General features: G+C 65.1%; 25 protein-coding genes and 1 tRNA gene. 7 read left to right on the forward strand and 19 right to left on the reverse strand.

Features of this window, described 5'->3' with window-relative positions:
* Positions 1 to 18 precede the first annotated feature (18 nt).
* Positions 19 to 867, forward strand: a complete 849-nt coding sequence (locus tag AC5STI_RS17005) for a fumarylacetoacetate hydrolase family protein (protein ID WP_495447484.1) — start codon at positions 19 to 21, stop codon at positions 865 to 867.
* A 145-nt stretch (positions 868 to 1012) separates the two neighbouring features.
* On the opposite strand, the gene AC5STI_RS17010 is transcribed toward AC5STI_RS17005, so the two are convergent.
* The 11 genes from AC5STI_RS17010 to AC5STI_RS17060 form a co-directional block, all read right to left on the reverse strand.
* A complete protein-coding gene (locus AC5STI_RS17010; RefSeq protein WP_490398470.1) occupies positions 1013 to 1297 on the reverse strand; it encodes an ArsR/SmtB family transcription factor in 285 nt (94 codons plus the stop codon).
* A 122-nt stretch (positions 1298 to 1419) separates the two neighbouring features.
* Positions 1420 to 2652, reverse strand: coding sequence for a mandelate racemase/muconate lactonizing enzyme family protein (locus AC5STI_RS17015; protein WP_495447485.1), 1233 nt, complete (start codon positions 2650 to 2652; stop codon positions 1420 to 1422).
* 3 nt (positions 2653 to 2655) lie between these two features.
* Entirely contained in the window at positions 2656 to 3024 is a 369-nt protein-coding gene (locus tag AC5STI_RS17020) for a hypothetical protein (protein ID WP_495447486.1), read from the reverse strand.
* A gap of 24 nt (positions 3025 to 3048) precedes the next feature.
* Positions 3049 to 4137, reverse strand: a complete 1089-nt coding sequence (locus tag AC5STI_RS17025; RefSeq protein WP_495447487.1) for a zinc-binding dehydrogenase — start codon at positions 4135 to 4137, stop codon at positions 3049 to 3051.
* A 171-nt stretch (positions 4138 to 4308) separates the two neighbouring features.
* Positions 4309 to 5646 carry a lyase family protein gene (locus tag AC5STI_RS17030; RefSeq protein ID WP_495447488.1) on the reverse strand — a complete coding sequence of 446 codons (1338 nt, stop codon included), beginning with the start codon at positions 5644 to 5646 and terminating at the stop codon, positions 4309 to 4311.
* Complete coding sequence (locus AC5STI_RS17035) at positions 5646 to 6356, reverse strand: alpha/beta fold hydrolase (protein WP_495447489.1); 711 nt, start codon at positions 6354 to 6356, stop codon at positions 5646 to 5648. Before AC5STI_RS17035 ends, AC5STI_RS17030 begins: the two co-directional genes overlap by 1 nt.
* Entirely contained in the window at positions 6349 to 7140 is a 792-nt protein-coding gene (gene pcaD / locus AC5STI_RS17040) for a 3-oxoadipate enol-lactonase (protein WP_495447490.1), read from the reverse strand. Before pcaD ends, AC5STI_RS17035 begins: the two co-directional genes overlap by 8 nt.
* 133 nt (positions 7141 to 7273) lie before the next feature.
* Entirely contained in the window at positions 7274 to 8470 is a 1197-nt protein-coding gene (locus AC5STI_RS17045; protein WP_495447491.1) for an endonuclease/exonuclease/phosphatase family protein, read from the reverse strand.
* Between the two features lie 44 nt (positions 8471 to 8514).
* Positions 8515 to 9492 (reverse strand): threonine ammonia-lyase, encoded by a 978-nt coding sequence (locus tag AC5STI_RS17050; RefSeq protein WP_495447492.1) that lies wholly within the window; start codon positions 9490 to 9492, stop codon positions 8515 to 8517.
* Complete coding sequence (locus AC5STI_RS17055) at positions 9489 to 10319, reverse strand: alpha/beta fold hydrolase (protein WP_495447493.1); 831 nt, start codon at positions 10317 to 10319, stop codon at positions 9489 to 9491. Before AC5STI_RS17055 ends, AC5STI_RS17050 begins: the two co-directional genes overlap by 4 nt.
* An 8-nt stretch (positions 10320 to 10327) precedes the next feature.
* Positions 10328 to 11014, reverse strand: a complete 687-nt coding sequence (locus AC5STI_RS17060; RefSeq protein WP_495447494.1) for a haloacid dehalogenase type II — start codon at positions 11012 to 11014, stop codon at positions 10328 to 10330.
* A 137-nt stretch (positions 11015 to 11151) separates the two neighbouring features.
* On the opposite strand from AC5STI_RS17060, the gene AC5STI_RS17065 reads away from it, so the two are divergent.
* Positions 11152 to 11580 (forward strand): FKBP-type peptidyl-prolyl cis-trans isomerase, encoded by a 429-nt coding sequence (locus AC5STI_RS17065; RefSeq protein WP_475049784.1) that lies wholly within the window; start codon positions 11152 to 11154, stop codon positions 11578 to 11580.
* Between the two features lie 208 nt (positions 11581 to 11788).
* Here the strand turns inward: AC5STI_RS17065 and AC5STI_RS17070 are convergent, their stop codons facing one another.
* The 3 genes from AC5STI_RS17070 to fabA are packed head-to-tail and all read right to left on the reverse strand — an operon-like array spanning position 11789 to position 14371.
* Complete coding sequence (locus tag AC5STI_RS17070) at positions 11789 to 12580, reverse strand: enoyl-ACP reductase FabI (protein ID WP_495447495.1); 792 nt, start codon at positions 12578 to 12580, stop codon at positions 11789 to 11791.
* A gap of 6 nt (positions 12581 to 12586) precedes the next feature.
* On the reverse strand, positions 12587 to 13816 hold the full coding sequence (gene fabB / locus AC5STI_RS17075; RefSeq protein WP_495447496.1) for a beta-ketoacyl-ACP synthase I: 1230 nt from the start codon (positions 13814 to 13816) through the stop codon (positions 12587 to 12589).
* Between the two features lie 45 nt (positions 13817 to 13861).
* Positions 13862 to 14371 (reverse strand): bifunctional 3-hydroxydecanoyl-ACP dehydratase/trans-2-decenoyl-ACP isomerase, encoded by a 510-nt coding sequence (fabA, locus tag AC5STI_RS17080; RefSeq protein ID WP_027235306.1) that lies wholly within the window; start codon positions 14369 to 14371, stop codon positions 13862 to 13864.
* 215 nt (positions 14372 to 14586) lie between these two features.
* On the opposite strand from fabA, the gene irrA reads away from it, so the two are divergent.
* Entirely contained in the window at positions 14587 to 15003 is a 417-nt protein-coding gene (gene irrA / locus AC5STI_RS17085; protein ID WP_027235305.1) for an iron response transcriptional regulator IrrA, read from the forward strand.
* Here irrA and AC5STI_RS17090 read toward each other — a convergent pair.
* Positions 14968 to 15897 (reverse strand): LysR family transcriptional regulator, encoded by a 930-nt coding sequence (locus tag AC5STI_RS17090; protein WP_495447497.1) that lies wholly within the window; start codon positions 15895 to 15897, stop codon positions 14968 to 14970. The two genes, irrA and AC5STI_RS17090, sit on opposite strands and share 36 nt — an antisense overlap.
* A gap of 99 nt (positions 15898 to 15996) precedes the next feature.
* Here AC5STI_RS17090 and AC5STI_RS17095 point away from each other — a divergent pair, with 99 nt between their 5' ends.
* The gene (locus AC5STI_RS17095; RefSeq protein WP_495447498.1) at positions 15997 to 16794 is read left to right on the forward strand and encodes a phytanoyl-CoA dioxygenase family protein; all 798 of its coding nucleotides are present in this window, start codon (positions 15997 to 15999) and stop codon (positions 16792 to 16794) included.
* Between the two features lie 77 nt (positions 16795 to 16871).
* Here the strand turns inward: AC5STI_RS17095 and AC5STI_RS17100 are convergent, their stop codons facing one another.
* The 4 genes from AC5STI_RS17100 to AC5STI_RS17115 all read right to left on the reverse strand — a co-directional run bounded on the left by AC5STI_RS17100 (position 16872) and on the right by AC5STI_RS17115 (position 19579).
* Positions 16872 to 17912, reverse strand: coding sequence for a radical SAM/SPASM domain-containing protein (locus tag AC5STI_RS17100; protein ID WP_495447499.1), 1041 nt, complete (start codon positions 17910 to 17912; stop codon positions 16872 to 16874).
* A 321-nt stretch (positions 17913 to 18233) separates the two neighbouring features.
* Positions 18234 to 18650 carry a VOC family protein gene (locus AC5STI_RS17105; protein WP_495447500.1) on the reverse strand — a complete coding sequence of 139 codons (417 nt, stop codon included), beginning with the start codon at positions 18648 to 18650 and terminating at the stop codon, positions 18234 to 18236.
* A gap of 341 nt (positions 18651 to 18991) precedes the next feature.
* Positions 18992 to 19067 (reverse strand) — tRNA-Ala (locus AC5STI_RS17110).
* 185 nt (positions 19068 to 19252) lie between these two features.
* The gene (locus AC5STI_RS17115) at positions 19253 to 19579 is read right to left on the reverse strand and encodes a TIGR02300 family protein (protein WP_490398379.1); all 327 of its coding nucleotides are present in this window, start codon (positions 19577 to 19579) and stop codon (positions 19253 to 19255) included.
* Between the two features lie 99 nt (positions 19580 to 19678).
* Here AC5STI_RS17115 and AC5STI_RS17120 point away from each other — a divergent pair, with 99 nt between their 5' ends.
* From AC5STI_RS17120 to AC5STI_RS17130, 3 genes are all read left to right on the forward strand, one after another.
* Positions 19679 to 20365 (forward strand): M48 family metallopeptidase, encoded by a 687-nt coding sequence (locus AC5STI_RS17120; RefSeq protein ID WP_495447501.1) that lies wholly within the window; start codon positions 19679 to 19681, stop codon positions 20363 to 20365.
* Positions 20366 to 20456: 91 nt separating this feature from the next.
* On the forward strand, positions 20457 to 22298 hold the full coding sequence (locus AC5STI_RS17125; RefSeq protein WP_495447502.1) for an adenylate/guanylate cyclase domain-containing protein: 1842 nt from the start codon (positions 20457 to 20459) through the stop codon (positions 22296 to 22298).
* A gap of 81 nt (positions 22299 to 22379) precedes the next feature.
* Complete coding sequence (locus AC5STI_RS17130; protein WP_495447503.1) at positions 22380 to 23042, forward strand: GntR family transcriptional regulator; 663 nt, start codon at positions 22380 to 22382, stop codon at positions 23040 to 23042.

Below are 23042 nucleotides of genomic sequence, written 5' to 3' on the forward strand. Positions count from 1 at the left end.
GACACAGGGAAGACACTCATGAAACTGCTGCGATACCGCACTGGCGCAGATGTGCGGCCGGGACTGCTGGACAGCGCTGGCGCGGTCCGGGATCTGTCGGCGCATGTGCCGGATATCACGGGGGCTGTTCTCGATGTCGGGACCTTGGCCCGGCTGGCCGCGCTGGATCCGGAGACACTGCCGCTGGTGCCGGGCCAGCCTGACCTGGCGCCGTGTGTCGGGCAGGCGGGCAAATTCCTGGGGATCGGCCTCAACTACACCGATCACGCCGAGGAAATGGATATGGCGCTGCCAGAGCATCCGATCCTGTTCCTCAAGGCTACGTCTTCGATGGTTGGAGCAAACGACGACGTAGTCCTGCCGCGCGGGTCGGTCGCATCGGATTGGGAGGTGGAACTGGGCGTGGTGATCGGCACCGCTGCCAAATACGTCACCGAAGAAGACGCGCTGAACCACGTGGCGGGGTATTGCGTGATCAACGACGTGTCGGAGCGCGACTATCAGACCAAGCTGACGGGACAATGGACCAAGGGCAAGAGCTGCGACACCTTCGGACCCGTGGGCCCCTGGCTGGTGACCCGCGATGAGGTGCCCGATCCGCAGGCCCTGTGGCTGACCTGCGACGTGAACGGTGAACGCCGGCAAACCGGCAGCACTCAGACGATGGTGTTCACGGTGGCGCAGATCATCGCGCATCTAAGCCAGCTGATGACCCTGCACCCGGGCGACGTGATCGCCACCGGCACGCCGCCGGGTGTGGGTATGGGGATCAAGCCCGCGCCGGTCTACTTGAAACCGGGCGATGTGATGCGGCTGGAGATAGAAGGCCTGGGTGTCCAGACACAGACCGTCCGCGCGGACGGCTGAGGCACAGCGGGGCGCTCCCGCCCGTCCTGGCGCATTCGCAGAATGCACCGGACGGTTGGGCGTGGCGCTGCGCACAGCGCAGCGCGGGTTCCGCTGCGGGGCCAGCTGGCTCTTACTTCCCCTCGGGGCCTGAGATGCCCGCCGGTCAGGTACCGCCGCAAAAATGCTTATAAAGCAGCGCAATGGTCTCTTCAGTTTTCCGGTCCTGCAGCGAGTAGTACACCGTTTTCCCTTCGCGCCGGGTTGCAACCAGGCCTTCCTCGCGCAACCGGGCCAGCATCTGGCTCACCGCGGCCTGGCGCATGTCCAGCAGGCCCTCCAGTTCTCCGACCGACCGCTCGCCCGCGCCTAAGTGGCACAGAATCATCAGCCTCCCCTCATGGGCCAGCGCCTTGAGGAAGGCAGCCGCGGCAGCGGCGCTTTCCTGCATGTTCTGAGGGGTTTCCGGGGGAAGGGCGTCTTGGGGCGAAGGGGGCAATGCTCAGGTCCTGCGGTCGTCTTTTCCCGGCAACATGGCCCTTTCCGGCGGCCGAGTCACCCCGCAGTTGCATTTCACTTCACAATAGGCGGAGAGCCACCGGCGAAGGCATTTCCATTGGCATAATCGCAGGGGGCTTCCTGCATGTTGAGGTGCAGATCGCTGCCGGTGAAGGGATGCGCGCGCGCCAAATCCTCGTCCACCTCTATGCCCAGCCCGGGCGCTTCCGGCGGCGTCACAAAGCCGTTTTCCACACGGATCGCCCCCTTGATCAGCTGGTCGTGGAACGGGGTTTCGATGGTTTCCAGCAGCAGGATGTTGGGGATTGAGGCGGCCAGGTGGATGTTGGCGGCCCATTCCACCGGCCCGGCATAGAGATGCGGCGCCATTTGGGCGTTGAAAACCTCGGCAATCGCCGCGGCCTTCTTCATTTCCCAGATGCCGCCGGCCCGGCCCAGGGCGGGCTGCAGGATCTCCGCAGCACCTGCCCGCAGCACGGCGGCGAATTCGGATTTGGTCGTCATCCGCTCTCCCGTGGCCACCGGAATGCGCACGTTGCGGGCGACCCGGGCCATGTCTTCGATGTTGTCGGGCGGGGTGGGCTCCTCGAACCAGAGCGGGGAATAGGGCTCCAGCGCCTGTCCAAGGCGGATGGCGCCTGCAGTCGTGAACTGCCCGTGGGTGCCGAACAGCAGATCCGCCTTGTCGCCAACCGCCTCGCGGATTGCCTCGCAGAAAGCCACCGACATCGAGATGTCGGACATTGCCGGCATGTGGCCGCCGCGCATGGTGTAGGGGCCTGCCGGGTCGAATTTCACTGCGGTGTAGCCTTCGCTCACCTTCTGCGCCGCCGCTTCCGCCGCCATCTCGGGCGAGGTCCAGAACGCCGTGATGTCATGCTGCGGCAGCGGGTAGAGGTAGGTGTAGGCGCGGATTCGCTCGTTCATCCGCCCGCCGAGGAGCGCATGGACCGGACGGCCGCGGTCCTTGCCCAGATTGTCCCAGCAGGCGATCTCCAGCCCCGAAAACGCGCCCATCACCGTCAGGTCAGGCCGCTGGGTGAAGCCGGAGGAATAGGCGCGGCGGAACATCAGCTCGATGTTTTCCGGGTTTTCCCCCGCCATGTGGCGGCCGAAAACGTCGCGGATCACATGGGTCATCGCATCGGGGCCAACCAAGGACGCGTAACACTCGCCCCAGCCGGTGATGCCGGTGTCGGTGGTGACCTTCACCAGGATCCAGTAGCGCCCGCCCCAGCCGGGCGCAGGAGGGGCGGTTACAATGACGTCCAGATCCTGCAGTTTCATGGCCTAGCGCTCCGCTGCCGCATCGAAGGCGGCCAGTTCCCGGTTGATCTCTTCGATGGCATTTTGCGGGGCAAGGAAGGTGACGTCCGCCTCGCCGCCGCGCTCCATCATCACCTCGATTTCGAAATGCGCAGGCGCGCGGTCAAAGGCGCCGTCGATGCGCCAGCGGCGCTTCTGCTGTTCGGCGAGTTCTGGCAGCGCCGCGGCGGCCTCGGCCGGGAGCCCGCCGGGCAGACCGAAACGGGGATTGTTGGCAAGGAGGGTAAGGAAGGGTGCAATCTCTTCCACTGCAAAAAGCATCGACGTGTCCGAGGTGGCCGGGGCGGGTTTCACCGCCTCAGGTTTGAACAGGCTGGTCAGGAATTTCAGCATGTGCTGCGCTCCGGTTTGCGGGTGTCAGCCAAACACAATCACATTGCGCTTGGCGGAGCCAGTCTTGGTGTCGGCAATGGCCTCGTTGATCTGCTCCAGGGACCAGCGGCCCGAGATCAGCTCATCCAGTTTCAGGCGTCCCTGCTGATAAAGGTCGACCATCCACGGAATGTCGCGCTGGATCACCACATCGCCCATTTTGGAGCCGATCAGCCCCTGGCCCACGGCGGCCAGAACCACCGGCTCATAGCTGGCCTTGGCGCCGGAATGCGGCATGCCGATCAGCACCGCCTTGCCGCCACGGGCCAGATAGCGCGGGGCCTGCTCATAGGCGGGAATGGCGCCGACAGTGACCAGCACCGCGTCCGCGCCACGGCCGCCAAGCGCCTTGTATGCTGCTTTCCAGGGTTTTTCTTCCGTCGCCAGAACCCCGTGAGTGGCGCCGAATTCCTTGGCGATCTCCAGTTTCTCCGGGCTCATGTCCACCGCGACGATGCGCCGGGCGCCGGCGATGCGGGCCCCCTGGATAGCGTTGAGCCCGACACCGCCGGCACCGATCACTACTACGTCCTGGCCCGCCCGCAACTGCGCGGCGTTCACTGCCGCCCCGACACCGGTGATCACCCCGCAGGAGATCAGCGCCGCCACGTCCTTTCCTATCTCAGCAGGAATCTTGACGATCTGCCGCTGGTCGACCACCACCTTTTCGGCAAAGGCGCCGCAGGCCATGGCCTGATCCAGGGGCTTGCCATCGGCGGTCTTCAGCGGCCCGTGCACACCGTCATAAGGCGTTTCGCAGATCACCGGCCTGCCGCCTGCGCAGGACGGGCAAGTACCGCAACTGCGGATCAGGGTGACCACGACCGAGTCGCCCTCAGTGAATCCCTGCACGCCCCCGCCGACGCCGGTTATCACCCCGGCGGCCTCATGCCCGTAGACCGCAGGCAGATGCCCGCCCCAGGCCCCTTCGGCATAGGAAATATCGCTGTGGCAGATGGCAACCGCGTCCAGCGTGACCTCGACCTCGCCCATCCCGGGCGGCGCCAGCAGCACGTCCTCAATCACCAGCGGGGCACCAAATTCATGGCAGACGGCGGCTTTGATGGTTTGCATGGTCTTCCTCCCCGTTTTCAAGCAGGGTGGCGCGGCGGGTGCCCTGCAAGCAAGCCGGAATGCGGCAGCAGAGCGGCGGTGTTACGTTACGGAAGATTAGCTGCGCAGGATAACCGCGCAGCCAATGGCCAAGAGGAACAGAGCAGCCACGCCTTCTCTCCTCAACGCTCTTTACCCGTTGTCCAGCTCCCCGGCTCTCTTGGCAAACTGCAAGGCATCCCAAGGCGCCCGGCCCATCTGCTGTGACGGGGCGAACAGCGCCGCCGCGTCCAGATCCGGATAGTCGCGGGCTACCAGCTCCCGCAACGGCGTCAGTGTGCTTTGCGCCTCCTGGCACAGTGCCTTGACCGCTGCCTGCGCGTCGGGACGCGGGATCTGCTCTGCCAAGGCAAAGCTCAGCGCCTCAGCGTGGATCATGTCCAGCCCGCCGGACAGGGCGCCGGCCATGGCTTCTGCATTCGGTGCCACGCCAGCGCACAGCTCCTTGCCCGTTTTCGCAGCGCTGGCCGCACCCAGCACGATCTGCGGCAGGCACATCCATTCGGTGAACCAGGCCGCCCCGTCGCGCTGGTGCTGCTGTATTGAGGCCCCCTGCAGGACGGAGAACAAGCCGCTGCCCTGCCGGGCCAGCGCCGCCAGCACCGAAGGCGCCACCGGGTTCTGTTTCTGCGGCATCGTGGAGGAGGCGCCAGCGCCGCCCAGCACAATCTCCGAGATACCGCTTTGGGCCAGTGCGATGCAGTCCTCGCCGATCTTGCCGAAGGCCAGCGTCACCCGCTGCAGCCAGTCCGCAATCCGCAGGACGGGCGTGCGGTCGGTGTGCCAGCTGCGCCCCGGATCCTGCAACGCCAGCCCCTTGGCCATTGCAGCGCGCACCTCTGCGGCCTTCGGCCCCAGCGCACCGGACGTTCCCGCCGCACCCGACAAGGAGACCATCAAGCAAGACTGGCGCAGCGCGGGCAGCTCCTCCAGCAGGTTCAGAAGCGGTGTGCCCCAGCCCGCCGCCACCGCCCCGAAACTGGTGGGGGTGGCGTGCTGGCCATAGGTGCGGGCCGCCATCGGCAGCTCGGCATGGGTTTTGGCCAGCTTGCCAAGCGCCTTTACGGCAGCAGCGGCATCCGCTTCTACCAGCGCCAGCACCTGCCGCAGCCGCAGCATCAGCGCGCTGTCCATGATGTCCTGCGAGGTGGCGCCCCAATGCACATACTGTGCATGTTCCGGCGCTTTCATCTCCTCGCGGAAGGCGGCGACCAGCCCCGGCACCGGCACGCCGTTCTGCGCCGTGGGCTGTTTCAGCACGCCGGGATCCACGGCAATTTCCACCACCGCACGGGCAATCGCGGCGGCGCTTTCCTGAGGGATCACACCTGCTTCGCCCTGCGCCTTGGCCAATGCGCCCTCTACCAGAAGCATGGCGCGCACCTCCGCACTGTCGGAGAACAGCCGGCTAGCCTCGCCGCAGCCGAAAAGCCCGCCATAAACCTGGCTGTCAAAAACCGAACCTGCCATCAGAAGTCCTTTGCGATGTGCCCGATCAGATCCGCGAGCCCCTCTGGGTCCGCAAAGAAGGGCGAATGGGAAGTGTTGATGTCAAAGACCCGCCGCGGCGGCAGCTGCGCCGCCATCTGCGCCTGGTATTCCGGCGGAATCACCCGGTCGCCTGTGCAGCGGATATAGGCCTTGGGCACGCCTTTGAACCGATCGCTCAGTTGGATCGGCGTGTCCTGCGGCGGGATCGGCTGCGGGCAGAGGCGTTCCAGAGCGAACCTCACCGTTTCAGCCGGGCAGTCGTGATAGAACAGCTCCGGCGCAGTCTCTGCCACGAAACTGTAGCTGGTGCCGGCCGCATTCTTGGCGGTCGCACGGGTCAGTGTCTGCCGCGGCCCGGCCTTGCGCATATCGATTAGGGACAGGCCGCTGACCGGCAAATAACTGCACAGGTAGATCAGCCCGCGCAGGTTATCTGGCCCGGCCTCTGCTGCGGCGGATATGGGAAATCCGCCCCAGGAATGCCCCAGCACGATGGTGTCCGGGGGCGAGGCCGCCAGCACCGCTTCAGCGGTCTCTGCCAGTGTGATCCCTGCCGGATCGCGGCCATCGCCGTGGCCGGGCAAAGTGATTGTGCGGGCGGTGTGGCCGCGCGCCTCCAGCGCCGGAACAACATCGCGCCAGCACCAGGCGCCGTGGCAGGAGCCGTGAACCAGGAGAATGTCAGCCAATGTGCCCGGTCTCCCTCAGGAAGGCGGTTAGCCGCGCCGCGTATTCGTCAGGCTGCTCGACGCAAGGAATGTGGCCTGCGCGCCGGATCAGGTGGAACTGGCTGCCGGGGATCAGGTCCACCGTCTCGCGCACCAGATCGGGCGGGGTGGAGCCGTCCTCAGATCCGACAATGCCAAGGCAGGGCAGCCGCAAGCCGCTGGTGGGGGTATAGAAATCAGTGCCCGCAATCGCCGCGCAGCAGCCGGCATAGCCGTCGCGGGATTGCTGCACCAGCATGTTGCGCCACAGCTGCAGCTCCGGCGTGGCGCGGAAGCCGCGGGCAAACCAGCGCTCCATCACCGCGTCGGCCAGCGCTTCGATGCCACCGGACTGCACTGTCTGCACCCGCTCTTTCCACATCTCTGCGGTGCCGATCTTGGCGGCGGTGTTCGACAGCACCAGCGCCCGGATCTGATCCAGCCGCTTCACCGCCAGCCCTTGCGCGATCATGCCGCCGATCGACAGCCCCACGAACATGCAGTCCCGCACCTGCAGGTGATCCAGCAGCCTCTCCGCGTCGCGCACCAGCGCCCCCATGGAATAGGGCGCGGGCGGGCAGGAGGACAGCCCGTGCCCGCGCTTGTCATAGCGGATGATGCGCAGGCCCGCAGGCAGCCGGCCGACCACCGCGTCCCAGACCCTGAGGTCGGTGCCAAGCGAGTTGGCAAAAACGATTGGGGCGCCGTCCGGGTCCCCGTCAACGCGGTAATGAAGCTGGACATCGCCCAGGTCTGCAATCTGCATGGAGCGCCTCTTTGCTGTTCCGCCGCACTCTACCTGCGCCCGGGCAGAGAGGTAAACCAGCCGCCTGCCGCAGGCGGCGGAATTTTCTTGAGAAAGAAAATTAGCCGGAACAATTGCACTTTTCCGGTTTGCCTCAGCCGCGCAGCTCCATGTGGGCCATGATTTGCCCGTGGTCGGAGGCCAGCTTGTTATATGGCGCCTCCGGGTGGCTGCCGTCGGTCAGATGATCGTTGAAAACGCTGTAATACTGCATTTCCCCTATGGCACCGGGCCAGTCCGGATCGAAATGGCGCGACATGTAAATCTGGTCGACGCTTTCATGCACGCCGCCAAAGGCGGTTGTGAAAACCACGTCGCGCAGGGATTTCTTCAAGAACATCTTCTCGGCCGAGCGCAGCCGCACCCGGTCGATGGCCTCGCGGATAAGCGCGTCCTCTTCTTCGCTGTAGCGGTCGCCGGGGTGCTTGGCGTCATGGCGCAGCATCCAGGTGTAGTTCTTGAACGGAACCTCTCCGGAGATGATTTCGCTGCTGACCGCATGCTCGCCGTCGTTGAAATCCCCCAGCACCATCACCGGGCGTCCGCGGTCCAGCTCGTCCAGCACCGCGCGGCGCAGCACCCAGGCCTCGCCCATCCGCCTGAGCGCCGCCCTTAGCGATCCCATCGCCCGGCCCGCCGCATCATAGGCGGTCAGGACGGTTTCGGGCGGGTAGGGCGCGCCCTGCGGCTTGATGTATTCGCCAAGTTTCGATTTCAGGTGGCAGTTGAACACGCTAATCACCTGATCCCCGGCCGGCACCCGAACCTTGAGGATCGGGCGCGACAGGCGGCGCAGGGTGTAGAAACCGGCGTCTTCTTCCTCGCCCAGGCAGGCCATCGGGATGTCCAGCGGCTGCTCCAGATCCTGGATCACCTCCGGCTCTTCCGCAAAACCGAAGCGCGACAGCACCGCCAGCCCGGGCCGCCGCTTGCCCGGTTCGCCAGTGTCGTTGGCGTTGGGGGCAAAAGCCAGCTCGGCTTCCGCATAGGAGGCATAGGCCAGCTTCTGGAAAATCGCCTTGCGGTGATAGCGCTCCGAGGGGTCGGGGATGCTGGCGGCGTTGGCCTCCGCCCCGCGCCGGTCGGTCTCGGTGATCACCTGGCGCAGCGGCGCTTCTTCAAAGATCTCCTGAAACCCCACGATATCGGCGTTCAGCGTCAAGAGCTGGTCCGCCATCCAGTCCGCTTTCCAGGCGTATTCCTCCGGCGTGTAGCTTTGAAAGCGGTAGTACTCCCGCTCCGGTCCGATCAGATTCTTGACGTTGAACGAGGCGATGGTGAAGCGTGTCATGAATGCCCCCCTGACTGCCGCGCCATGAAACGCGCGGCCAGGGGTCAAGCATAGCGCGAGAGCGCCTCCCGGAACAGCTCTGCATCCACATTGCCGCCGGTCGCAACCGCGATCACTGCCCCGCCAGTGATCCGGTCCGGATGGAACAGCGCGGCGGCCAGCGATGCCGCGCCGCCGGGTTCCAGCACGATCTTCAGCCGCAGAAAGGTCAGCGCCATCGCCCGCATCGCCTCCTCCTCGGTGATCACCAGCCCCGGCCCGCTCAAGCGGCTGAGAATCGGGAAGGTTATCTCGCCCGGTTGCGGTGTCAGGATCGCATCGCAGATCGAGCCGGACTGGCTGGGGTTGGCGTGGATTTCGCCCGCCGCCAGCGACCGGGTCACATCGTCGAACCCCTCGGGCTCCACCGGCCGCACCCGCAGGCCCGGCGCGCGGGCCTCCAGCGCCAGCGCAATGCCCGAGGACAGCCCGCCGCCGCCGCAGTTGACCAGCACATCCGCATGCGTGACGCCTTCGGCGGGGGCCTGTTCCGCGATCTCCAGCCCCGTCGTGCCTTGTCCCGCAATCACCTGCGGCTCATCATAGGGCTTGATCAGCGTCAGTCCGCGCGCTTCTGCGTATTGCGCGCCCACCGCCTCGCGGCTCTCACCGCCCGCGCGGTCATACAGCACCACCTCCGCACCCAGGTCACGGGTATTCTGGATCTTCAGCCTGGGCGCATCCGCGGGCATCACGATCACCGCAGGCACGCTATGCGCCTTGGCTGCCGCTGCTACGCCTTGCGCATGGTTGCCGCTGGAATAGGCGATGACACCGCGCTTTCTCGTCTCTTCCGTCAAGGCCGAGACCGCCGACCAGCCGCCGCGGAACTTGAACGATCCGGTATGCTGCAGGCACTCCGCCTTCACCAGCACACGGCGCCCGGCAATCTCGTCCAGAAACGGCGAGGACAGGAGCGGGGTGACGCGGGCATGGCCCTTCAGCCGCTCCGCCGCGGCGTCGATCATAGCAATAGAGGTCATTTGACGTTGTCCAGAACTGAATGGATGAGGGCGAGCGCTTCGGGTTCGTCCAGAAACGGCACATGGCCGCGGTTGGCAATTTCCGCCGTGTGCAGGCCGGGCAGGCGGCGCTGCATCTCTGCGAAGGTTTCCGCGCTCAGAATGTCCGAGTTCGCGCCGCGGATCACGCCACTGGGCAGCCCTTCCAGCGCCAGGAACAGCGGCCACAGGTCCGGGTCCGGGCCTGCTTCGGCCTGCGCCAGAAGCGCGTCGCGCAGGCGAGCGTCATAGCGTAGGCTAAGCCCCTCCGGACCCTGGTCATAAAACGCTTCCGCTTCCTCGCGCCAGCGCGCCGCGGGCACATCCGGGAAGGCCGGCGCCATCAGCGCCGCCAGCGTTTGCGCGGCTTGTGCATGGGTTTTGGCGGCCGGGCGGCGGCCCACATATTCCATGATCCGGGCAATGCCGCCCGGAGGAATTTCCGGGCCCACATCATTCAGGATCACCGCCGCCAGCCGGTCCTTGGCCATTGCGGCCAGCGTCATCGCCACCAATCCGCCGCGCGATGTGCCCAGGATCGCGGCGCGCTCCAGTCCCAGATGATCCAGCAGCTCCAGCACATCCTGCGCCTCGCGCAGCACGTTGTAGTTTGCGAACTCAGGGTCACGCGCCGACTGCCCCCGGCCACGCGCGTCCAGAGTGATCATCCGGTATTGCCCGGCATGAGGGGCGAAATAGCGGAAGTCCCGGCTGTCGCGGGTGAGGCCCGCGAGGCAAAGAAGCGGCAAGCCCGCGCCGCTATCGGTGTAATACAGCCGCAGCCCGTCTGTGGTTTCAAAGAACGCCATTGCTGCGTCTAACTCCTGGCAAGGTCTGGAATGATGGTCAGATCCGGCAGGATATGGGCGGGCTTCCAGGGCAGCCGGTCCACCGGCTCTGCCGCCCGGTTCACCCAGGCGGTAATAAAACCGTAGCCTGCAGCCCCCGCCGCATCCCAGCCGTTGGAGGAGACAAACAGCACTTCGTCCTTGGCGCAGCCAAAGCGCTTGCCGACCAGATCGTACACGCGGCTGTCAGGTTTGAAGACGCCGACGCTTTCCACCGACAGCACATCATCCAGTACATCTCCCAAGCCCGCCGACTGCACCGCACCGTCCAGCATCGCAGGCGAGCCGTTCGACAGGATCGCGGTGTTCATTCCAGCATCTTTCAGCGTCTTCAGCATCGCAGTCACCTCCGGGTAGGCCTGCAGTTCCCAGTAGAGATCCAGCAGGCGCTGGCGCAGGGCGGCGTCCCCGCCGAGCCCCGCGGCTTCCATCGCCCAGTCGAGCCCGTCCTGGGTCACATCCCAGAAATCCGCATGGGCCCCGGTGATGGCGCGCAGCCAGGTGTATTGCAGCTGTTTCAGACGCCAGTGGCTGGCCAGCTCTGCCCAGGTGTCCTGCAGATGCAGAAACTGCGGCTCGCCGGCGGCCTGGCGGGCGGCGGCTGCCACATCGAACAGGGTTCCGTAGGCGTCGAAGATACAGGTGGTGATCGGCATGGTTCCCTCCCTCGCGGCGAGACTTGCACGAAGGCGGCGGGGTGGCAAAGCCGGAAATTGTACCCATACGGGTTTACATCGCGTCTGCGGGCGCTAGGCTGCGCCCCTTTAGGAACCCGCAACCGATTGGAGGTCTCATGACCGGGGTAAAGAACGGCGACACCGTGCGCATCCATTATACAGGCAAGCTGACGGATGGTACCGTTTTCGACAGTTCCGAAGGACGCGACCCGCTGGAGTTCACCGTCGGCGCAGGCCAGGTGATTGCCGGAATGGATGCCGGTCTGGAAGGCATGGAACCCGGCGGCAAGAAGACGCTGGAAATCGCCTGTGCCGATGGTTACGGCCCGATCAATCCCGAGGCGCGCCAGCAAATCCCGCGCGAAGGCATTCCTGCCGATATCCCGCTGGACCTGGGCACGCAGCTGCAAATGCAAAGCCCCGAAGGCCATGTGCTGCCGGTCACTGTGGTTGAGGTGACCGAAGAGACCGTGACGCTGGATGCCAACCATTTCCTGGCGGGCAAGGATCTGGTTTTCGACATCGAACTGGTGTCCATCAACTGATGCTGCGCCTGCAGGGCAGGGAGGTTCTCCCGCGCCCGCAGGTCCCCCGGCTGCCACGCCCAACGAGAGCGGGCTTCGCCAGAAGCCCGGCGACGGGCGGGAGTGCACCGCAGCCCCGAAGCTGAGCACTTCAGGCCCGCGCGGCCCTGCGGCTCAAAGAAAAAGGCGCCCTGGGGGCGCCTTTATTATCATGGCTGTCTGAGCCTGCTTACAGGTGATCCTGCTGCGGCATCCCCAGCACGTGGAAACCGCCATCGACCCGGATGACCTCACCCGTGGTGCAGGCGCCTGCGTCCGACGCCAGGTAGACTGCGGTGCCGCCCACGGCCTCCAGCGTCGCGTTGTCGCGCAAGGGCGCGTTCTGAGCCGTGTGCTTGAAGGTCTTGCGCGCGCCGCCGATGGCCGCCCCGGCCAGGGTCTTCATCGGCCCGGGCGAGATCGCGTTCACCCGTATGCCCTCCGGGCCCAGATCGTTGGCCAGATAGCGGGTCGCCGATTCCAGCGCCGCCTTGGCCACGCCCATCACGTTGTAGTTCGGCACCACCCGGTTCGACCCCTGATAAGTCAGGGTCAAGAGGGTGCCGCCACCCTCCTTCATCAGCGGGTAGGCACGGCGCGCCACCTCGATGAAGGAATAGGCGGAAATATCCATAGAGTTCTTGAAGTTGGCGCGGGTGGTGTTCAAGAACCGCCCGGTGAGCTCCGACTTGTCGGAATAGGCAATCGCGTGGACCACAAAGTCGATCGTGGGCCAGCGACCTGCCAACTGTTCGAACGCCGCATCCAGCGAGGCATCATCGGTCACGTCCACATCGACCATGAAATCCGAGCCGACGCTCTGGGCCAGCGGCTCCAGCCGCTTGCCAAAGGCTTCGCCCTGATAGGTAAAGGCCAGCTCGGCCCCAGCATCCGCCATGGCCTTGGCGATGCCCCAGGCGATGGAGCGGTCATTGGCAACACCCATGATCAGGCCGCGCTTGCCGGTCAAAAGTCCCGTCATCGCCATTTATCCCTTGTACTTGCTCAGAACCATCGAGCCATTGGTGCCGCCAAAGCCGAAGCTGTTGGTCATCACCGAGTCGAGCCCGGCGTTTTCCACCAGATCAGTGGCAATCTCACCCGGCAGAATGCCTTCGGCGAGGGTGTCGACGTTGATCGACGGGGTGATGAAATCATTGTCCAGCATGAGGAGGCAGAAGATCGCCTCCAGCGCGCCGGCAGCGCCCTGGGCGTGGCCGGTCATCGACTTGGTCGAGGAGATCGGCGGCACGCTGCCCTCGCCGAACACCCGGCGGGCGGCTTCGACCTCGCCGACATCGCCAACCGGAGTCGAGGTGCCATGCGCGTTGATGTAGCCGACCTTGCGGCCTTCGGGCAGGGTGGCCAGCGCCAGCCGCATCGCCCGCTCGCCGCCTTCACCGGACGGCGCCACCATGTCGTGGCCGTCGGAGGTGGCGGCAAAGCCGGTCACCTCGGCATAGATTTTTGCGCCGCGGGCCTTGGCGTGCTCCAGCTCTTCCAGCACCACGATGCCGCCGCCGCCGGAGATCACGAAACCGTCGCGGTCCTGGTCGAAGGCGCGGGAGGCTTTCTCCGGCTCGTCGTTCTTTTTGGAGGACATCGCGCCCATGGCGTCGAACAGGCAGCTGAGGGTCCAGTCCAGCTCTTCGCCGCCGCCGGCAAACATCACGTCCTGCTTGCCCATCATGATCTGCTCAGCCGCGTTGCCGATGCAGTGCAGCGAAGTGGAGCAGGCCGAGGTGATCGAGTAGTTGATGCCTTTGATCTTGAACGCGGTCGCCAGGTTGGCCGAGATCGTCGAGGACATGCATTTCGGCACTGCAAACGGGCCGATGCGTTTGGTGGCGCCGGTTTTCAGCACCGTTTGATGCGCCGTCAGCATGGCCGAAGTCGACGGGCCGCCGGAACCGGCCACCAGGCCGGTACGCTCGTTCACCACGTGATCTTCAGACAATCCGGCATCGGCAATTGCCTGGCTCATGGCGATATGGGCATAGGCCGCACCCGGACCCATGAAGCGCAGGGTGCGTTTGTCCACATGCTCGGCCACATCGATTTTCAGGGTGCCGGCCACCTGGCTGCGGAAACCGTGCTCGGCCATTTCCGGGCTGGCGACGATGCCGGATTTACCGGCTTTCAGCGAGGCGGTGACTTCTTCGGCATTGTTCCCGATGGAGGAGACAATCCCCAGACCGGTGACGACGACGCGGCGCATGTGCGTACTCCTGTTTCTGTGACTTTTGTCTTGCCGGAAAGCGTATCAGCTTTCGGACAGGGCCACTTTCATATCCTTGACCTGATAGATCACGTCCCCGTCAGCCTCGACGATGCCGTCGGCGACGCCCATGGTCAGGCGGCGGGTCTGCACCGCCTTGGTGAAGTTGACGCGGTAGGTCAGCATCTTGCGGTCCGGGCGCACCATGCCGGTGAGCTTCACCTCACCCACACCCAGCGCATAGCCGCGGCCCTTCCAGCCGCGCCAGCCCAGGTTGAAGCCGGTCAGCTGCCACAGGCCGTCCAGGCCCAGGCAGCCGGGCATGATCGGGTTGCCCGGGAAATGGCAGTCAAAGAACCACAGGTCCGGGGTGATGTCGAATTCTGCAATCACATGGCCCTTGCCATGCTCGCCGCCGTCACCGGAGATCTCGGTGATACGGTCCATCATCAGCATCGGCGGCGCCGGCAGCTGGGCGTTGCCCGGCCCAAACAGCTCGCCCCGCGCGCATTTCAGCAAATCGTCCTTGTCAAAGCTGCTGGGGTAATCGGCCATTCGGGCGCATCTCCTGCCTGGGGTTCGGGTCTATATATCTGGCGCTCTGTAGCATCGGGCCAAAGGGTCCTGCAAGGGGACCCCGCGTCACTTCCTGCGTTGAATGTGCCACAGGCGCACCGGAAAGGGGAGTTCAGCTGCGAATGAATTTCATTTGAAAAACCTTGGGTGTTGCTCCTATATATACGGTCAGCAACGCGATGCAGGACCTGCTCATGACGCCAAACAGCGAAGAAGTGGCCACACGCTGGCTGACAGAGGCCGGGCTGAGACCCACCCGGCAGCGGGTGGCGCTCGCCGAATTGCTGGTGGGCGACGGCAAGCACCGCCATATCACCGCCGAAAGCCTGTTCGAGTCGGCCAAGAAAAAAGGGGCCGCAGTGTCGCTGGCCACCGTCTACAACACCCTGCGCGCGTTCTGCGATGCGGGGGTGCTGCAGGAAATCCCGCTCGACGGCTCCAAGAGTTATTTCGACACCAACACCCACGACCACCCCCACTTCTTCTGGGAGGACGAGGGCAGGGTCAGCGACGCGCCCTCGCAGGATCTGGTGATTCACAAGCTGCCGGAAGCGCCCGAGGGGATGGAAATCGCCTCAGTCGATGTGGTGATCCGCCTGCGCAAGGTCTGACCGGCGGGCGCTCAGCGTCTCTCGGAGAATTTGATGCGCTTTGAATGCCGGGGACGCCTCCGGCATTTCTGTGTGGGCTGCCAGAATCACCGGCTCCTGCGCCTCCGTGTCGGTGACCGGCACCGCGCATAGAGCTTTGCCGTCATAGCTGATCCCGCCAGGCGGCTGGCTGTAGCTGATGCCCACCCCCTCGCCATTGGCCGCCAGACTGCGAAGCAGCTCCAAGGAACCCGCCCTGTGTGCAATCCGCGGCACCAGCCCCTGTGTTTTGAACAGACCCAGCATGTGCTGCACCGACAGCCCTTCCTGCGACAGTACCAGCGGGTGCTGCGCCAGTTCTGCCAGAGAGATACCGCGGAACCCGGCCAGGGAGTGTTCAGGCGGCACCAGCGCGTGCGGGGCGATTCTGTCCAGCTCCGCCCGGCTGAACGCCGCATCCAGCCCCAAGTCATAGGTGATGGCCAGATCCGCCCCGCCTGTGCTCAGCGCGGAAATCAGCGGCTCAAACCCGCAGGCGCGGTGGCTGACTTCCACATCCGGCAAGGCTTGGCGCAGGGCCTTCAGGGCCGGGGCCAGCAGAAACGGGGCCAGGTCGGAGAAGCAAACCAGCGTCAGCTTTTGCACGGCGCCAGCGTTTTCGGGGTTCTCCAGCCGCGCCGCCTGATCCAGCAGCGCCTGTGCCTGTTCGGCAAACCGCCGCCCCTGCGGCGTCAGCGCCAGCGCCGTGCCGCGCCTGCGCAGGAACAGCGCGTGGCCCAGATGCTCCTCAATCCGGCTGAGCGCGGCGGAGAGCGCCGGCTGGCTCACATGCACGGCGTCCGCCGCTGCCGACAGGCTGCCGTGGCGGGCCACGGCGCAGACATATTCGTAGTGGCGCAAGGTGAGATATAACATGAAGTGATGGGTAGCTTAGAAAGATACGATTTGAAACTATATATCTGCCGCGGCAGGAATGACGCATCGGATTTGCATCATTCAGCAGCGGAGGCAGCAATGGTCCACCCCCTTATTACCCCGGAACACGTCGAGCAGTACCAGCGTGACGGTGTGGTCCTGATCCGCGGTCTGTTCGCAGACCAGGTCGAGCTGCTGCGCGCAGGCGTCGCCGCCAACCTGGAAAATCCCGGGCCCTATGCCTCAAACAATGAAAAGGCAGGGCAGACCGGGCGATTCTTTGACGACTACTGCAACTGGACCCGCATTCCCGAATTCCAGCAGGCGATCGAAGAGTCCCCTGTGGCCGAAGTCGCAGCCGACCTGATGAAATCCCGGTCAGTTCAAATGTTCCATGACCATGTGCTGGTTAAAGAGCCCGGCACCTCGATGGCGACCCCGTGGCACCAGGACGGCCCATATTACTTCGTAGAGGGCGGGCAGACCATCAGTTTCTGGTCGCCGCTGGACGAGGTGAAGGAGGCCACCCTGCGCTGCGTGGCCGGCTCGCACAAATGGGAGAAGGAAGTGCTGCCGACGCGCTGGGTGTCCGAGGAGGATTTCTTCCCGGACGAGGGGCGGTACATGCCGGTCCCGGACCCGGATGCCGAAGGGATGACTGTGCTGGAGTACCCGATGCAGCCGGGTGATGCGGTGGCCTTCAACTACAAGATCCTGCACGGCGCCCGCGGCAACACCTCCACCTCGCGCCGCCGCGCCTTTTCGCTGCGGCTGGTGGGCGATGATGCCCGCTATGTCGAACGTCCGGGCCGTACCTCGCCGCCGTTCCCGGGCCACGATATGCAGCCCGGCCAGCGCTTGCGCGAAGACTGGTTTCCGATCCTGCTGCAGCGGTAAAGGAGAGGGGGCTTTGCCCCCTCGGCCTTGCGGCCTTCACCCCCAGAGTATTTTGGGAAAGATGAAAGCCGCAGGGGCTATTTCTTGAGGTCGCGGCGGATGCCCATGTTCTCGGCATTGGAGAAAGAGCAGGTCTTGCAGATGCCGAATTGCTTGAGGAAGCCGCGCTTGCGGGCGCGCGCGGCCTCGTCGGAGCGGTAGGCGGCCAGGAAGCCGTCCCGCTCCACATTGGGCAGCTGGATCACCTGATCGTAGTCGATGCAGCACAGCCCCAGATCGCCGTTCCAGAACACCACCGACTGGAACAGCGGCACCGTGCACAGCGCGTGGCTGGTGTGGCGCGGGTGGCGGCGCAGTTCCTTCTGGCGCGGCAGGAAATGGGCGAACTCGCGCTTCTGGTCGGCCGAGGTATAGGAGCCGATCGAGAAGGTCTTGAACCGCACCCGGTCAAAGCCCGCCTCGCGCGCCCAGGCCTCCATCTCATCCATCTGCGGTTCGGAATAACTGGTCAGCAGCGTCTGCAGCACGGTGACCGGGGTCTTCATGCCCAGGTCTTTCTTGATCCTGAGGAATTCCTCGATGCTCGCCTTGACGTTATCGAAGTCGGAATTGACCCGGTAGACCTCCTGCGCCTCCTTGGAGAACCCGTCCATGCACAGGTTCACACGTGCCAGGCCCGAACGGATCAGCCGCTCGCTCATGTCCGGCGTCAGGCGGGTGGCGTTGGTCGACAGATAGGTGTCGTGGCCGTGTTCATGGGCATAGGCGATGAAATCCGGCAGATCCTTGTGCAGCGTCGGTTCTCCGGAGAAGCTGAAGTAGATCGCGGGCTTTTCCGGCTGGTCCTTGAAGTCGTCGATGATCTTGCGGAACACATGGGGCTTCATCATGCCGCGCTTGCGGCTCATCGCAAAGGTGACGGGGCAGACCGGGCAGCGCAGGTTGCAGCTGTTGGTCGCGTCGATGATGATGATCTTGGGCGGTCGGCGGAAAAAGGACAGCGGCAGGAGCCGGGCCATCAGATGCAGCGCCCGCTCATGCAGCCCGGGCGGCTTGGCGGGAAGGTCTGGCTGCGCGGTTGCCGGACTGAGGTCCGGCGCGGGGGCTTGATCTTTCATGCGAGGATCTCCGCAGGGGGCTGACGAACTCTACCTTAAAGGTCCGGGGGTGGCAGGCAACCATTTGTCGCGTCACGGTTTGTGAGCTTTACGTGAGCCTGCGGAGCGGGAATTCAAGTGCGCCGGCGGTTGCCGGCGCCAGATCCGCAAAACCGCTCTGCAGGAGCATCCTGCCGCAGCAGCGAATACCCGGGCCGGGCTTTGTCAACCGGTCCTTTGTAACGGCGGGTGTTGTTTCCGCAACGGAAGCTCAAAAATACTACGCAACCGCTTTGGGCCTAACCTGCTAACACTTCGCCGTTGGCATCTGCAGAACCTGCGTCATTCGCCGCGTGCAGGTTCGCTCGGATCGTTGGAGAACAATGCGATTTTATTGCCTTGAGGGTCGCGAAGGTAGCCGACGTAAAACTGCGGGCTGTACGTGTCACGAAAACCCGGCTGCCCCTCGTCAAAGCCGCCAGCGGCAAGCGCTGCGGTGTGAAGCTCGCGCACCTGCTTTTGACTGCCCGCCTTAAATGCGATCATAACACCGTTCCCGGACGAGGCGGGGCGTCCATCGAAAGGCGGTTTGACGTAGAGATCCGGTAGGGCGGCAAGCTGACCCGGCTGCTCCGGCAGCACGTAGCTTAGTCCCTCAGAGCTCTCCGTCAGCTCGTAATCAAGGGCTGGCAGGAATGCCGAGTAAAACCGTTTTGCGCGAGCGATGTCATCAGCACCGACGGTGACGTAAGCAATCATGAAGCGTTCCCATTCCCGAAAATTGGCTACGGTAAGCAATTCGCGGTTTCATGGTAGGTCGGCCTGCAATCCGGTACAACAACCGCGCAAGAACCGCTGCATGATTGGGAATTCCTGCATGGTGCGGTCAGCTGCCCGTTGCCGTCGTTCTGGCACAAGATGAGGCGCACTGGACGCAGCCATAATGAAACTGCCTCTCCCGCCAGGCTGGCAGTTCTGCTTCGTTGCCAAAGCCCGCTTTGTTCCGCAGATATGCGGCTCGTGAGATGGCAGTGCTGCCGGTTGCACATGTGGGCGCAGCACTTAATCAGCGTATCGTTATCGGAGATTTTTTGAAGATTTGGTGGAGCCTAGGGGAGTCGAACCCCTGACCTCTTGCATGCCATGCAAGCGCTCTCCCAACTGAGCTAAGGCCCCAAACCTGTCCGCTTTTCAGTGTCCGTTCCGTCGCCGGTGCGGCCCGTCTTGCGGTGTGAGCGTCGTTTACGGGACGGCGGCGCGGGCTGCAAGCGGAAAATGCGCCGGGGTCCAAATTTTTTCCGGGCCAGGCCGGAGCGCGGTCCGGGGAAGGCCATGCGCTTCCCCGAACAGCTTGAATGGCCTCAGGAATCGTCCTCAGGCGACGACATGTCGGCGATGTCGTCCAGCGAGACGTTGTCGTCATCGTCGTCATCATCCAGGACATCATCGCCCAGATCGACATCGACGTCGTCGTCATCATCCAGGACCACGTCATCCGCGTCCATGTTCTCTTTGGCCTTCAGGGTGGCCGCGTCTTCGGCATCCGCCTCGATCATCCGGGTCTTGCCGGTGTCCAGCTCGACAACCTCGCCGGTATAGGGGCTGACGATCGGGTTCTTGTTCAGGTCATAAAAGCGCTTTCCAGTGGTAGGGCAGACGCGCTTTACACCCCATTCTTCCTTGGGCATGTGGATCCCCTTGATTTACTGGTGAGTCGTATCGACGATTCCGGTGCCTTGCCATATGAGGGGGGCACTGTCAAAGCCTTTGCCTGGAAGGGGGCGCGCATGGCCGACTATCATCTGCCCGGAGATCCGCCGGTGCCGCTGACCTTGCGCCGGTCAGCCCGGGCGCGGCGGATCAGCCTGCGGATCTCCTCGCTCGATGGGCGGGTGACGCTGACCCTGCCCAAAAGCCTGCCGGAGGACACCGCGCTGGCCTTTGCCGAGGAAAAGGCGGACTGGATCCGCGGCCATCTGCAAAAGCACCCCGAAGCAGTGCAGGCGGGGTTTGGAACAGTGCTGCCGATTGACGGCCAGAACCGCGTGGTCGAGCGCGCCCAAGGGCGCAGGATCCAGCTGGAGGCGGGCCGGATCGCGGTGCCGGGGAACAACCCGGCACGGCCGCTGCAGCGCTACCTGAAGGAGCTGGCACGCAACCGGCTGGCCGAGGCGTCAGACTACTATGCCGACCGGCTCGGCAAGGGCTACAGCCGCCTGACCTTGCGCGACACCCGCTCACGCTGGGGCTCCTGCACCGCGGACGGCGGGCTGATGTATTCCTGGCGGCTGATCCTGGCGCCGCCTGCGGTGCTGCGCTATGTGGCTGCCCACGAGGTCGCGCATCTTCAGGAAATGAACCACTCGCAGGCCTTCTGGGACACGGTGGAACGTATCCACGGCCGCTGGCAGGCCCCCCGCGCCTGGCTGCGGGAAAACGGCGCCAGCCTGCACCGCTACCGGTTCGACGAATAAACTCAGTGCTTTGCGGGCCGGGCTGCGCGGGCTAAGCTCGCGTCACGTTTCCGTTTCCGTTTCCAGTTGCCCCGGTTCCAGAGGCCAGCCCGTGCCAGACAAACCGCAAAGACGCCTTGCTGCCATCTTCGTGCTGGATGTCTCTGGATTCAGCCGCCTGATGGCCGAGGACGAAGCCGGCACGCTCAATCAGGTTCTGGCGCAGCAGCAAAGCCTCATCGCACCCGCGATCCGCAACCACGAGGGCCGCATCGTCAAGCTTATGGGCGACGGGGTTCTCGCCATCTTTCCCAGCGTGATTTCAGCGGTTCAGGCCGCGGCGGAGGTGCAGGCAGGTGCCGCCCGCAACCGGCATCTGCAGCTTCGGATCGGCATCACCCTGGGGGAGGTGATGATTGCCCGGGGCGATGTCTACGGTGACGACGTGAATATCGCCGCCCGGCTGGAAGCGCTGGCGCCGCTGGGCGGAGTGGCGCTGTCGGCTGCCGCCTACGGGCAGGTGCAGGGCCGTATCCCCTATGCGTTCGAGGATCTGGGCCTGCATGAGGTCAAGAACATTCCCGAACCGGTGCATGTCTATGTTCTGGGCCAGGAACTGACGTCGCTGCCCAGCCTGCGCCGCAGCCCCCCGCCGCCCAAGCCTGAACGGGCCAAACCGCGCCAGGGCCTGCGGCCTGCGGTGCTGCTTCTGGCCGGGGTGCTTGGGGCCGCAGCCGCCGCGGCGGGCCTCTGGGGCTGGCAACAGACGGCCCGGCAGAACAGCGTTGCCACGGCGGCACCGGGCAAGCCCGCCGCGGCCTCGTTCGAGGGCCGCCCGGTCATCGCCGTGCTGCCCTTCACCTCCGAAAATCTGCAGCCCGCTTTTGCCCAAATGCTGTCGGAGGAGGTGATCCGCAGCCTGGCACCGGCCGAAGGGATTCGCATCATCGCTCCCGCCAGCGCCCGCGCAGCCGAGGGCCTGCTGCCCGCCGAAGCAGCCGCGCTGCTGGAGGCGGATTTTGTGGTCACGGGTCATCTGCCGGGGGCGCTGCAGGACGGGGTGTCTCTGGAAATTCTACAGGCTGGCGCCGGGGCAGAGCCTCTCAGCATCCTTCCGCCCCAGCCTCAGCCGGCGGTCTCCACCCTCGCACCGGAGCTGGCGGCCAGCATCGTCCGCTATTTCGGCAAACCGCTGCCTGATTTCGAACGTTCTGAGATCGGCGGCGCTGCTGTTCAGAAGCTGTTCACCGCGCGTCTCTTGATGCAGCAGGGCGACAGCAGCGGCGCGAAGCAGTCCTTGCAGCGGGCACTGCAAATGGCACCGGACTGGCCGGAGGCACAGGCGCTTGCCGCTATGTGGCATCTGGATCCTCTGACCGGCCCGGTGGCCAGCCTGCCGCAGCGCGCCGCTGAGGCTGCGCGGATGACCGCGGGTCTGCCGCCGCAGGCCGAGGTGCTGGGCCTGCGGGCGCTGGCGGCGCAGTTTGCCGGTCAATCCGCTGAAGCGCTGCAGCACGCTGAAACCCTGGCCGAAGACTTTCCCAATGATGCCTCGGGCCAGCTGACCCGCGCCTGGCTGCTGCATCTGGCGGGGCAGGGCGGTGCGGCGCAAAAGGTCCTGGACCAGGTGCGACGCCTCAACCCGGTGCCGCAGCCGGTCGTTCTGACGGTGCAGTCCGCCATCCGCCTCGCCGCCGGGCAGGAGGCTGAGGCTGCCGCCGCCGCCGCCGAGGCCCTGGCGCTGGAACCCGGGGCCCAGCACGCACTGGTTCTGCACTGCGCCAGCCTTGCTGCCCTCGGCAGCTTTGAGGAGGCGGCAGCGGCCTGCGGCAAACTCTCAGGCGCGCCGCTGACGGTGGATCAGGCAGCGGCCGGCTTTCCGTATTCCGCTCAGGCGCCGCTGCGGCGGCTGCGCACCGGTCTCAGCCTGGCCGGGCTGTCCGGCCGCCCTTGACCGGTTCCGCGGCTGGCCGCCGCCGGCCCGCGTGCGGATCTGCCCGCTTGACCGGGGCGTGTTTTGTGATCACATGAGCGCATGAACCTGACCGCCCGCTCTTCCCAGGACGCCGCCACAGCCTCCGCCCCGGCCCATGACCGCGTCTACCGCGCCTTGCGCACCCGCATCATGCATGGCGAGATCACGCCCGGCGCCGCACTCACCCTGCGCGGCATCGGCCGCGAATTTGACGTCTCGATGACCCCCGCCCGCGAAGCGGTGCGGCGGCTGGCCGCCGAAGGCGCGCTGTTCCTGTCCTCCTCGGGACGGGTGTCGACGCCGGAGCTGTCGAATGAACGGATCGAGGAACTGGCCGCCCTGCGCGCGCTTCTGGAGGTGGAACTGGCCAGCCGCGCCCTGCCGCGGGCGCATATCGCGCTGATCGACCGGCTGCAGATGATCAACACGACGGTGGCAGAAATGGTCTCCAAACGCGATGCGGTCGGCTACATCCGCACCAATCTGGAGTTTCACCGCACCCTCTACCTGCGCGCCCAAGCGCCGGCGATGCTGGCAATGGCTGAAACCGTCTGGCTGCAGCTTGGCCCCACCATGCGGGCGCTTTACGGTCGGCTGCGCCGCACCGACCCGCCGCAAAACCACCGGCTGATCATTGCCGCTCTTAAGGCGGGGGATGAGCCGGGCCTGCGGCTGGCAGTGCGTTCCGATGTCACTCAGGGGCTGCGGCTGCTGGCGGGTTAG

The organism is Leisingera sp. CC-HEC096 (genome assembly GCF_059429235.1).

Excerpts from the sequence above, each read along its gene's own strand:
- AC5STI_RS17095 (WP_495447498.1), top strand. The coding sequence starts at position 15,997 with ATGGTCCACCCCCTTATTACCCCGGAACACGTCGAGCAGTACCAGCGT.
- AC5STI_RS17020 (WP_495447486.1), bottom strand. The coding sequence starts at position 3,024 with ATGCTGAAATTCCTGACCAGCCTGTTCAAACCTGAGGCGGTGAAACCC.
- AC5STI_RS17005 (WP_495447484.1), top strand. The coding sequence starts at position 19 with ATGAAACTGCTGCGATACCGCACTGGCGCAGATGTGCGGCCGGGACTG.
- irrA (WP_027235305.1), top strand. The coding sequence starts at position 14,587 with ATGACGCCAAACAGCGAAGAAGTGGCCACACGCTGGCTGACAGAGGCC.
- AC5STI_RS17015 (WP_495447485.1), bottom strand. The coding sequence starts at position 2,652 with ATGAAACTGCAGGATCTGGACGTCATTGTAACCGCCCCTCCTGCGCCC.
- AC5STI_RS17100 (WP_495447499.1), bottom strand. The coding sequence starts at position 17,912 with ATGAAAGATCAAGCCCCCGCGCCGGACCTCAGTCCGGCAACCGCGCAG.
- AC5STI_RS17090 (WP_495447497.1), bottom strand. The coding sequence starts at position 15,897 with ATGTTATATCTCACCTTGCGCCACTACGAATATGTCTGCGCCGTGGCC.
- AC5STI_RS17010 (WP_490398470.1), bottom strand. The coding sequence starts at position 1,297 with ATGCAGGAAAGCGCCGCTGCCGCGGCTGCCTTCCTCAAGGCGCTGGCC.
- AC5STI_RS17050 (WP_495447492.1), bottom strand. The coding sequence starts at position 9,492 with ATGACCTCTATTGCTATGATCGACGCCGCGGCGGAGCGGCTGAAGGGC.
- AC5STI_RS17060 (WP_495447494.1), bottom strand. The coding sequence starts at position 11,014 with ATGCCGATCACCACCTGTATCTTCGACGCCTACGGAACCCTGTTCGAT.
- AC5STI_RS17130 (WP_495447503.1), top strand. The coding sequence starts at position 22,380 with ATGAACCTGACCGCCCGCTCTTCCCAGGACGCCGCCACAGCCTCCGCC.
- AC5STI_RS17025 (WP_495447487.1), bottom strand. The coding sequence starts at position 4,137 with ATGCAAACCATCAAAGCCGCCGTCTGCCATGAATTTGGTGCCCCGCTG.
- pcaD (WP_495447490.1), bottom strand. The coding sequence starts at position 7,140 with ATGCAGATTGCAGACCTGGGCGATGTCCAGCTTCATTACCGCGTTGAC.
- AC5STI_RS17030 (WP_495447488.1), bottom strand. The coding sequence starts at position 5,646 with ATGGCAGGTTCGGTTTTTGACAGCCAGGTTTATGGCGGGCTTTTCGGC.
- AC5STI_RS17105 (WP_495447500.1), bottom strand. The coding sequence starts at position 18,650 with ATGATTGCTTACGTCACCGTCGGTGCTGATGACATCGCTCGCGCAAAA.
- AC5STI_RS17055 (WP_495447493.1), bottom strand. The coding sequence starts at position 10,319 with ATGGCGTTCTTTGAAACCACAGACGGGCTGCGGCTGTATTACACCGAT.
- AC5STI_RS17065 (WP_475049784.1), top strand. The coding sequence starts at position 11,152 with ATGACCGGGGTAAAGAACGGCGACACCGTGCGCATCCATTATACAGGC.
- AC5STI_RS17120 (WP_495447501.1), top strand. The coding sequence starts at position 19,679 with ATGGCCGACTATCATCTGCCCGGAGATCCGCCGGTGCCGCTGACCTTG.
- fabB (WP_495447496.1), bottom strand. The coding sequence starts at position 13,816 with ATGCGCCGCGTCGTCGTCACCGGTCTGGGGATTGTCTCCTCCATCGGG.
- fabA (WP_027235306.1), bottom strand. The coding sequence starts at position 14,371 with ATGGCCGATTACCCCAGCAGCTTTGACAAGGACGATTTGCTGAAATGC.
- AC5STI_RS17070 (WP_495447495.1), bottom strand. The coding sequence starts at position 12,580 with ATGACGGGACTTTTGACCGGCAAGCGCGGCCTGATCATGGGTGTTGCC.
- AC5STI_RS17115 (WP_490398379.1), bottom strand. The coding sequence starts at position 19,579 with ATGCCCAAGGAAGAATGGGGTGTAAAGCGCGTCTGCCCTACCACTGGA.
- AC5STI_RS17045 (WP_495447491.1), bottom strand. The coding sequence starts at position 8,470 with ATGACACGCTTCACCATCGCCTCGTTCAACGTCAAGAATCTGATCGGA.